At 59.1% G+C, this 9,257-nt stretch carries 9 protein-coding genes and 1 tRNA gene; 4 read left to right on the top strand and 6 right to left on the bottom strand.

From position 1 onward, the window contains the following. Positions 1–243: 243 nt before the first annotated feature. The 4 genes from AC3WWR_RS25900 to AC3WWR_RS25885 form a co-directional block, all read right to left on the bottom strand. Positions 244–1,023 carry an ABC transporter permease gene (locus AC3WWR_RS25900; RefSeq protein WP_020799677.1) on the bottom strand — a complete coding sequence of 260 codons (780 nt, stop codon included), beginning with the start codon at positions 1,021–1,023 and terminating at the stop codon, positions 244–246. Next, positions 1,020–1,952, bottom strand: a complete 933-nt coding sequence (locus tag AC3WWR_RS25895) for an ABC transporter ATP-binding protein (RefSeq protein WP_020799678.1) — start codon at positions 1,950–1,952, stop codon at positions 1,020–1,022. The genes AC3WWR_RS25900 and AC3WWR_RS25895 overlap by 4 nt, the downstream gene beginning before the upstream one ends. Positions 1,953–2,084: 132 nt before the next feature. Further along, the gene (locus AC3WWR_RS25890) at positions 2,085–2,708 is read right to left on the bottom strand and encodes a glutathione S-transferase family protein (protein WP_020799679.1); all 624 of its coding nucleotides are present in this window, start codon (positions 2,706–2,708) and stop codon (positions 2,085–2,087) included. Between the two features lie 43 nt (positions 2,709–2,751). Then, positions 2,752–3,411 (bottom strand): transglutaminase-like domain-containing protein, encoded by a 660-nt coding sequence (locus AC3WWR_RS25885; protein WP_033044781.1) that lies wholly within the window; start codon positions 3,409–3,411, stop codon positions 2,752–2,754. 248 nt (positions 3,412–3,659) lie between these two features. Here AC3WWR_RS25885 and AC3WWR_RS25880 point away from each other — a divergent pair, with 248 nt between their 5' ends. Further along, positions 3,660–6,107, top strand: coding sequence for an acyl-CoA dehydrogenase (locus AC3WWR_RS25880; RefSeq protein WP_033044779.1), 2,448 nt, complete (start codon positions 3,660–3,662; stop codon positions 6,105–6,107). Positions 6,108–6,188: 81 nt separating this feature from the next. After that, positions 6,189–6,596, top strand: a complete 408-nt coding sequence (locus tag AC3WWR_RS25875) for a PA2817 family protein (protein WP_008062898.1) — start codon at positions 6,189–6,191, stop codon at positions 6,594–6,596. Between the two features lie 133 nt (positions 6,597–6,729). Here the strand turns inward: AC3WWR_RS25875 and AC3WWR_RS25870 are convergent, their stop codons facing one another. Further along, complete coding sequence (locus AC3WWR_RS25870; protein ID WP_020799682.1) at positions 6,730–7,728, bottom strand: LysR family transcriptional regulator; 999 nt, start codon at positions 7,726–7,728, stop codon at positions 6,730–6,732. A gap of 91 nt (positions 7,729–7,819) precedes the next feature. On the opposite strand from AC3WWR_RS25870, the gene AC3WWR_RS25865 reads away from it, so the two are divergent. Beyond that, a complete protein-coding gene (locus AC3WWR_RS25865; RefSeq protein WP_033045665.1) occupies positions 7,820–8,446 on the top strand; it encodes a serine-tRNA(Ala) deacylase AlaX in 627 nt (208 codons plus the stop codon). 26 nt (positions 8,447–8,472) lie between these two features. Then, the gene (locus AC3WWR_RS25860) at positions 8,473–9,111 is read left to right on the top strand and encodes a LysE family translocator (RefSeq protein WP_020799684.1); all 639 of its coding nucleotides are present in this window, start codon (positions 8,473–8,475) and stop codon (positions 9,109–9,111) included. 68 nt (positions 9,112–9,179) lie between these two features. Here AC3WWR_RS25860 and AC3WWR_RS25855 read toward each other — a convergent pair. After that, positions 9,180–9,255 (bottom strand) — tRNA-Gly (locus AC3WWR_RS25855). Positions 9,256–9,257 lie beyond the last annotated feature (2 nt).

Here is a 9,257-nt window from a genome sequence, read left to right as displayed (position 1 = left end):
CGGTTTAGCCGCGCTGGGCCAAGGATGGCCCATCGCGGCGACCCACGGAGCAGGACCGGAGCGAGGGCATGCCGAGCATTAGCGAGGCACCGAACGCCGGGGGCAAGAGCCCTTGGTTACTTGGGGCTCTTCCAAGTGACTCGCTGTAAGAGCGAAACCCTAAGTGGCCGTTACCGCAGGAATGGATATGTACTCCGTCAACAAACAATAGGTCGGCTGCCAGGCCGCCATCGTTTGAAAATCTTAAGTACGCATCCCCCGCCCACTCACCAGCAACCGCGCACAACCGATGTACAGTACGATCGTCGCCACCACCATGAACGTAATCGCAATGCTGATCCGAATATCCGACACCCCGAGAATGCCGTAACGGAACGCATTGACCATGTGCAGCACCGGGTTGGCCAAGGACACGGTCTGCCAGAACGGCGGCAGCAACGAGATCGAGTAGAACACCCCGCCCAGATAGGTCAAGGGCGTCAGCACAAAGGTCGGGATGATCGAGATGTCATCGAAGTTGCGCGCAAACACGGCGTTGATGAAGCCCAGCAGCGAGAAGATGGTCGCAGTCAGCACCACCACCAGAATGGTCACGCCCAGGTGATGCACCTGCAGATCAGTGAAGAACAGCGACAACAGCGTCACGATGATCCCGACCATCAAGCCGCGCAGTACGCCGCCGAGGGTGTAGCCGATCAGGATGGTGTGCGGCGACACCGGTGACACCATCAATTCTTCGATGGAACGCTGGAACTTGCTGCCGAAGAAACTCGACACCACGTTGCCGTAGGAGTTGGTGATCACCGACATCATGATCAGGCCCGGCACGATGTACTCCATGTAAGTGAAGCCACCCATATCGCCGATTTGTCGACCGATCAGGTTGCCGAAGATCACGAAGTACAGAACCATGGTGATCGCCGGCGGCAGCAGGGTCTGCGGCCAGATCCGGGTAAAGCGCCGGACCTCACGGTAAACGATGGTATTGAGGGCAACGAGGTTGGGCTGCAGCTCGGAACTCATACCGCCACCTTCGACAGATTTTTCTCCACCAGGGACACGAACAACTCCTCGAGGCGATTGGTTTTGTTACGCAGGCTCAGCACTTCAATGTTCTGTTGGGCAAGCTGAGTGAACAGCGCAGTGATGCCCATGCTTTTGTCCACCTGGACTTCCAGGGTGTGGGCATCGAGCAAGCGTGACGGATAGCCGATCAACTGTGGCGGCGCGCTCACGCTGCCCTTCAGATCCAGCAGGAAAGTCTCGACGTGCAGCTGGCCGAGCAACTGTTTCATGCTGGTGTTCTCGACGATGGTGCCGTGATCGATGATGCCGATATTGCGGCACAACTGCTCAGCCTCTTCCAGATAGTGCGTGGTGAGGATGATGGTGATGCCTTTCTTGTTCAGCTCGGTGAGGAAAGTCCACATCGAACGGCGCAGCTCGATGTCCACCCCGGCAGTCGGTTCGTCGAGGATCAACAGGCGCGGTTCGTGGACCAGCGCACGGGCGATCATCAGGCGACGCTTCATGCCACCGGACAGCGAACGCGACGGCACATCGCGCTTGTCCCACAGGCCAAGTTGGGTCAGGTATTGCTCGGCGCGTTCCTTGGCAACTTTCGCCGGGATGCCGTAGTAACCAGCCTGGGTCACGACGATGTCGAAGGTCTTTTCGAACTGGTTGAAGTTGAACTCCTGGGGTACGACGCCGATGCAGCGCTTAAGCGCCGCCGGGTTCTTGTCCAGGTCGTGGCCGAAGATATTCACCGTGCCGCTGGTCTTGTTCACCAGGGTCGAAAGAATGCCGATGGTCGTGGATTTGCCGGCGCCGTTGGGGCCGAGCAAGGCGAAGAAGTCACCTTCGGCGACATCCAGATCGATACCACTCAAGGCCTGGAAACCGTTGCCGTAGGTTTTGGTTAGCTGCCGGATGGACAGAGCGGAACTCATATCGGATTACGCACCAAGAAGGGAAGAAAGGGACAGATATGGGCGGGCGGCGAGCAATGCAACCGCGGCGCATCAGTGCAATGGTGCTTGTCGCCGCCGCACAAGTACAGTCAAGTGTGTCGATAGTGAGTATTAAGTCAACGCGGTCATGACCGCCTTGCGATACGCCGGACGCTCTTTCAACCGTGCGTACCAGGCCTGCAGATGGGGCTGTGGCGAGCGTTCGATCGGCATCTCGAACCAGGCATAAATGAAACTCCCCAAGGGAATGTCGCCCATGCCGATCTCGTCACCGGACAGGTATGGCTGGCTCGCCAGCGCCTGATCGGCCATCGCCAGCAGCGCTTCGCACTCCTTGATTGCAGCCTGGATCGCAGGCCAGTCCTGTTGATCGGCCGGGGTGCGCAATACGCCCCAGAACACCGTACGGAACGGTCCGGCAAAACTCGAAGTGGTCCAGTCCATCCACTTCTCGGCGCTGGCCCGCGCTTGCAGATCTGCCGGATACCACGGGGTGTTCGGCGCATGCCTGGCCATCAGATAGCGGACGATCGCGTTGGATTCCCACAACACGAATCCATCGTCTTCAATCACCGGCACGCGGCCATTGGGGTTCATGGCACGGTACTCGGGCGTATCGACGACACCAAAGGCACCGCCCGCATCAATGGCCTCATAGGCCAGGCCCAATTCCTCGGCGGCCCACAATGGTTTTCTGACATTCGATGAATTTTTCCGACCCCAGATCTTCAGCATGACCGCCTCTTTATGGATGAATGCGCAGGCAGCATACGCCGGATCAGGCGCGACTCAAATCGCTGCGCATGTCTCCCAGCAGCGGCGCAAGATGCTCGCCGAACAGGTGCGGATAGCACTTTTCAAGGTGTTCGAAGAAGAACTTTTCCGGCACGTCGGTGAACTGGCCGTGGTCGATCAGGTACTCCATCAACTGCTCGCCGTCGCGATTGAAGGGATGAAACACGCTGTCATTGATCCCGTCGAATTCCAGCGGCGCCACATTGAATAAGTCGCACAACCCCTGGTTGAACGCAGGGGTGGCCTTGACCCAACGACCATTCAAATAGAGCTCGGTGTAGCCGTGCATGGCGAACACGTCGCTCTTGAGCAATTCGAGCAGGCGCGGGGTCGACAGATGATTGCGCACGTCAGCCAGACCGATGCGTGCAGCAATCCCGCAATGCCGCGCGGCACCGGCCAGCAGCGTGGCTTTGGGCACGCAATAACTCTCCCCGCTCGCCAGCGCATAACTGCCACGCAAGGTCTGTGGGTCACGGCTGAAGGTGTACGGGTTGTAGCGCACCGCCTCGCGCACGGCGTAATAGAGTTGGATCGCCTGCTGGAGCGGGTCGCAACTGGCGCCACGATGTTTTTCGGCGAACTCCACCACGCAGGGGTGGTCACTATCGATGAAGCGGCCGGGGCTCAGATACTCATGCATGCGGGCAATCTCCAGGGCAAGCCCCGAGTCTAGCGAGAGGTTCAGCACAGAGATAACGACGTTTCGGCCAAACATGGGCGCTTTGCCGCCCGCTCAATGAACGATTTTTCACGGTCTGTCGCACCTGAGGCCTACACAATCATCCAGGGTTTCCCACGATTTCAATCACCTCGCTCTGACCACCCCGTTTCGCGGATGCCGTCTAAGCTCTGTGGGTTGGTTCGCCCTGGGTTCACGGAGGATTAAATATGCTGCTGTTGTGGATACTGGTTCTGGTTGTCGGGATAGCTTATTTAGCCCACCGTCGCATCGCGCCGCTGCCTGCCCTGGGCATCGTGGCTGTCTTTCTGCTGGCAATGGGCGCATTCAGCCGCGCACCGGGCTGGCTGCTGTTGATTTTCTGGGTGCTCACCGCCGCCGTGGCGGCGCCTCTGCTATTGCCTGACCTGCGCCGCAAATTCTTCAGCGCACCGATGTTCAACTGGTTCCAGAAAACCCTGCCGCCGATGTCGGACACCGAACGCGACGCCATCGAAGCCGGTACGGTGTGGTGGGACGGCGAGCTGTTCAGCGGTCGTCCGGACTGGAACAAGCTGCTGTCCTATCCCAAGGTGCAACTGAACGAGGAAGAACAGGCTTTCATCGACGGTCCGACCGAAGAGCTCTGCGCCATGGTCAGCGACTGGCAGCTCGGTCAAACCATGGACTTGCCGGCCGAGGCCTGGACTTACATCAAGGACAACGGCTTTTTTGCCCTGATCATTCCCAAAGAGTTTGGCGGCAAGGGGTTCTCGGCCTACGCCCACTCGCAAGTGGCGATGAAACTGGCCAGTCACAGCGGCGATCTGGCTTCTACCGTGATGGTCCCCAACTCCCTCGGCCCGGCCGAACTGTTGCTGCACTACGGCACCGACGAGCAACGCAACCATTACCTGCCACGCCTGGCGCGCGGCGACGAAATTCCCTGTTTTGCACTGACCGGCCCTCTCGCGGGTTCGGACGCGGGCGGCATGCCTGACACCGGGGTGATCTGCAAAGGCGAATGGGAAGGCAAGGAAACCCTCGGCCTACGACTCAATTGGGAAAAGCGCTACATCACCCTGGGCCCGGTCGCCACCCTGCTCGGCCTGGCGTTCAAGGCGTACGATCCGGACCACTTGCTGGGCGAGGAGGAAGACCTGGGTATCAGCCTGGCGCTGATTCCAACCGATCTGCCCGGTGTTGAAATCGGCCGTCGTCACCTGCCCCTGGGGGCGGCGTTCATGAACGGTCCTAATTCCGGCAAGGACGTTTTCGTACCGTTGGAGTTCCTGATCGGCGGCCAGGAAATGCTCGGCAAGGGCTGGATGATGCTGATGAATTGCCTGTCCGTCGGGCGTTCGATTTCCCTGCCGGCGGTGGGCACCGGCATGGCCAAGTTCACCAGCCTGGTGACCGGCCAGTACGCGCAGATCCGCGAGCAGTTCAATGTGCCGATCGCCGCTTTCGAAGGCATCCAGGAAGCCATGGCGCGCATCGGCGGCAACGCCTGGATGATGGACGCCGCGCGGATGCTGACTGCCAACGCGGTGGACCTCGGCGAGAAACCGTCGGTGCTGTCGGCGATTCTCAAGTACCACCTCACCGAGCGTGGCCGCGAGTGCATCAGCCAGGCGATGGATGTGCACGGCGGCAAGGCGATCATCATGGGGCCGAACAACTACCTGGGCCGCAAATGGAACGGCGCACCGATCTTCATTACCGTGGAAGGCGCGAACATTCTTTCGCGCAACCTGATGATCTTCGGCCAGGGCGCGATTCGCTGCCACCCCTTCGTGCTCAAGGAAATGGCCCTGGCCACTCGGGAGGACAAGGATCAGGCACTTACCGAGTTCGATGGCCTGCTGCTCAAGCACATCGGCTTTGCCGTGGGCAACGCCGCCAGCACGCTGGTGCTGAACCTCGGTTTCGGGCACCTGGAGCACGTACCGGGCGACAAGCTCAGCCAGGGTTATTTCCGCGCGCTGAACCGTCAGGCAGCCGCATTCGCCCTGCTCGCCGACCTCAGCATGATGCTGCTCGGCGGCGAACTGAAACGGCGCGAACGCCTGTCGGCACGATTGGGTGATGTGTTGAGCAACCTGTATCTGGCCAGCGCCGCGCTCAAGCGCTACAACGACCTCGACTCGCCGGAATACATGAAGCCGCTGTTTACCTGGGCCATGGAGGAAAGCCTCGGTCACGGCGAGCGGGCCATGGACGAATTGCTGAACAACTTTCCGAGCAAGGTGCTGGCCTGCCTGTTGCGGGTGATCGTGTTCCCGTTCGGGCGTCGTCACAAAGGGCCTTCGGACAAACTCGGCGCCGAAGTCGCCGCAGTGATTGGCCGCGCCAAGGGGGATCCGGCCCTGGAGGAAGTGCTGCTGGGTTGCTATCGCCCGCAATCGGTCGAAGACCCTGTTGGCGTCCTGCAGCACACCTGCGATCAGTTGAACGCCGCGCTACCCATGCGTAAAAAACTGCATATGGCGCTCAAGAGCGGCCAGGTCAAACCGGTCGCTGGAGAAAATGTCATCGATGCCGCACTGGAAGCCGGCGTACTGCAACCGGTGGAAGCACACACTCTTCGAGAGGCCGAAGTGGCACGTCGCAAAGTGATCGATGTCGATGCTTTCGACAAAGAGGAAATAGCACTGACCGATGGCAAGGTCCGCTGATCCATCCAGCGCCCCATCATGGGAAAATGCGCGCGGGGGCTTTATACTCCCGCGCCCGTTTTGCTCTTGAGGACTTATCTCGTGTCCAACATCGTTGCCGATCATCTCGTTTTGCTCGACCATCTGCGCAGCATCCTGGTCGCCGTAGGTGAGGCCGAACAGGTTCCCGACGAAAGCCATGCCTTGTTCCTGGAGCGCTTCGACGAACTGCTTGCACTGCTGCCGGTCGACCCGATCGAAAGCCAATACCTGGGCCAGGACATCCTGTGCCAGGTCATCACCCGCTACCCGCAAATCGCCCACCTGGTGCCACGCGACCTGCTTTGGTACTTCGCCGGTGACTGCCTGCATTACATGCCCGATGATGAAATCGACCTGTACCAGGCACTGGAAGAACGTCGCTTCGAAGCCGAACAGAATGACGAGCCTTTCGACTGGAACCAGGAAAAACAGCTGCTGTCCCTGTCCAATCAAGACAGCAAGCACTGATGAAAAAGGCCCGCATGGTTGAACATGCGGGCCTTTTTTCAGGATCAAAAGATCGCAGCCTTCGGCAGCTCCTACATGGAAATCACGTACACCCTGTAGGAGCTGCCGAAGGCTGCGATCTTTTGATCTTTCCTCAGAACAACCCCTCACTTTCGGGCAGCTCATACTCCGAAACCGCAATATTCGAACTGCTCGACTTGCCCGGCTTGCCCAACGTCGGCTCCTTCTCCAGGCACTCCACCAGGTAATCGATCAACACCCGCAGCTTGGGTGGCAGGTATCGCGTGGGCGAGTACAGCAACCACGCGCCTCCGTGGTAGGACGCCAGGAAAGTCCAGTCCGGTAACACTTGCACCATCAATCCCTTCTCCAAGGCACGACGCGCGGTGAAGTACGGCAGGCTGCCGATGCCGATGTGCTGCAGTACCGCGCCAAAACGTACGCCCGTGTGATTGGCGGCATATCGCCCGCGCACCCCGACGGTTACGGATTTGCTGCCCTTCTTGAACTTCCAGCGCGCATCGCTCGGGGTTTCGCCCAAGTAGATGCAACTGTGGTTGAGCAGGTCATGGGGGTGAGTCGGCGTACCGTGCTCAGCCAGGTATTGGGGTGTGGCGCAGAGTAAATGGTCGATGCTCAGCAGCTGTCGCCCCACCAACCCCGCTGGCGGACGGTCGGTGATACGAATCGCCAGGTCGACGTGATCGTCGATCAGATCCACCTGACGGTCCTCAAGCAACAGCTCCACATCCACCTTGGGGTAACGGCGCAAAAACTCCGGCATATGCGGGTGAATCACAATTCGACCGACCGCTTTCGGCACGCTGAGGCGCACCACCCCTTCGGGCTCGTCGGTGAACTGGCCACTGATTTCCATCACTGACCGGGCGGCGTTGACCATCTCCTGACAGCGCTTGAAGACCTCCTCGCCACCGTCGCTCAACCGTAACTTGCGCGTGGTCCGTTGCAGCAGGCGAGTGGCCAGGGCCTTTTCCAGTCGCGAGATACTGCGACTGACAGCCGAGGGCGAAGAGCCCAACTGGCGTGCGGCTTCGGAGAAGCTGCCGGTTTCGACGACCTTGACGAAAATCGCCATTTCACCCAGCAACGGCAGTGGAAGATTTATGCTCACAACGCAACAGTCCTTTGATGTTTGAACGGATTATCACGCCAAACCGCGCTTCATATAATAAAAAATAGAAATTTGAATACGAGCATGGAATATGACGCTTCGCCTCTTTTTCCATAGTGATGACCTCAAGGCCAATGTGGAAGTCCTGGACTGCGCACCTCACGAGAACGAATTTGCCGTGGTGCTGCGCGCAACCTTGTTTCACCCTCAGGGCGGCGGGCAACCTTGTGATATAGGCTGGATTGGCGACAGCCGGGTACTACGCGTAGTCCAGGATCCAGACCGGATCGTCCATTTCGTCGATCAGCCAATCAACCTTGGCATGACTTTGATTCGGGTGGATGAACAGCCTCGCCAGATCAATACGCGCATGCATTCAGCCGGCCATCTGATTGGACACTTCGTCCAGGCCATGGGCTGGATGCCAATCAAGGCGCATCACTGGCCCGGTGAAGGGCGGGTGCAATTCAAACCGTCAGAATCGGCGCTGGACGTTGACGCGCAGACCGTGCAATACGGCCTCGAACAGTGGATCGCCCATGACCTGCCGCGCCTGACATCGCTGCGCGAAGGCGCCCGGGAAATCAGTTTTGGCGAACTGCCCGCCTATGGCTGTGGCGGCACCCATGTACGTAGCCTGAAGGATTTGGGCGCGGTCACGATCGCGTCACTTTCGCAAAAGAAAGGCACGTTGTCCGTCCACTACCACGTGGACTGAGTCCCCCCCGACCTTCTGGAGTTGCAATGCTTTCTAATTACCTGGGCGAATTCCTGGCATTGGCGACGATTCACTTTCTGGCCGTGGTCGCGCCCGGACCGGATTTCGCCGTGACGATTCGCCAGAGTGTGCGTTTCGGCCGAATGGTTGGCATCTGCACGGCACTGGGGATCGGCGCGGGGATTTCCGTGCACGTGCTGTATACCTTGCTCGGAGTCGGAGCGCTGATGCATACCACGCCCTGGCTATTGACGGTGGCCAAGGTCGTGGGTGGAGCCTACATTCTTTATCTGGGTGTCAGCCTGGTGCGCAGCCGGCCGAAATCCGTATTGGAAGGCGATCAGCCGACAGATCAACCCGTTGTCGAGCAAACGCTGCTGAAGGCGTTCACGACAGGCTTTCTGACCAACGCCACCAATCCCAAGGCCACACTGTTCTTCCTGGCGATCTTCACCACGATCATCAGCGCCACGACACCCCTGAAGATCCAGGCGCTATACGGTGCATGGATGTGCCTTGTGAATGCCCTGTGGTTTGTGATCGTTGCCTTGTTCTTTTCAAGCAGCCGGGTCAGGTTGCTGTTCATGCGCATGGGACACTGGTTCGAACGCAGCATGGGGGTGGTCCTGATTCTGTTCGCCGGGCGGTTGATCCTGTCGATGTAAAGCAGCGTCAGCAGCTAAATCGCGCACAAACAAAAACGCCGCTCAATGAGCGGCGTTTTTGTTAAATATGGAGCGGGAAACGAGACTCGAACTCGCGACCCCGACCTTGGCAAGGTCGTGCTCTACCAACTGAGCTATTCCCGCAC

Source organism: Pseudomonas sp. EB271-G4-1, from assembly GCF_058791355.1.
Note: the sequence above shows the minus strand (reverse complement) of the source record. Positions and strands in the feature narration are given on the sequence as shown.

What these genes read in the sequence shown, in the direction of transcription:
- AC3WWR_RS25900 (WP_020799677.1), bottom strand. Translation starts at nt 1,023, where the DNA reads ATGAGTTCCGAGCTGCAGCCCAACCTCGTTGCCCTCAATACCATCGTT.
- AC3WWR_RS25895 (WP_020799678.1), bottom strand. Translation starts at nt 1,952, where the DNA reads ATGAGTTCCGCTCTGTCCATCCGGCAGCTAACCAAAACCTACGGCAAC.
- AC3WWR_RS25890 (WP_020799679.1), bottom strand. Translation starts at nt 2,708, where the DNA reads ATGCTGAAGATCTGGGGTCGGAAAAATTCATCGAATGTCAGAAAACCA.
- AC3WWR_RS25885 (WP_033044781.1), bottom strand. Translation starts at nt 3,411, where the DNA reads ATGCATGAGTATCTGAGCCCCGGCCGCTTCATCGATAGTGACCACCCC.
- AC3WWR_RS25880 (WP_033044779.1), top strand. Translation starts at nt 3,660, where the DNA reads ATGCTGCTGTTGTGGATACTGGTTCTGGTTGTCGGGATAGCTTATTTA.
- AC3WWR_RS25865 (WP_033045665.1), top strand. Translation starts at nt 7,820, where the DNA reads ATGACGCTTCGCCTCTTTTTCCATAGTGATGACCTCAAGGCCAATGTG.
- AC3WWR_RS25860 (WP_020799684.1), top strand. Translation starts at nt 8,473, where the DNA reads ATGCTTTCTAATTACCTGGGCGAATTCCTGGCATTGGCGACGATTCAC.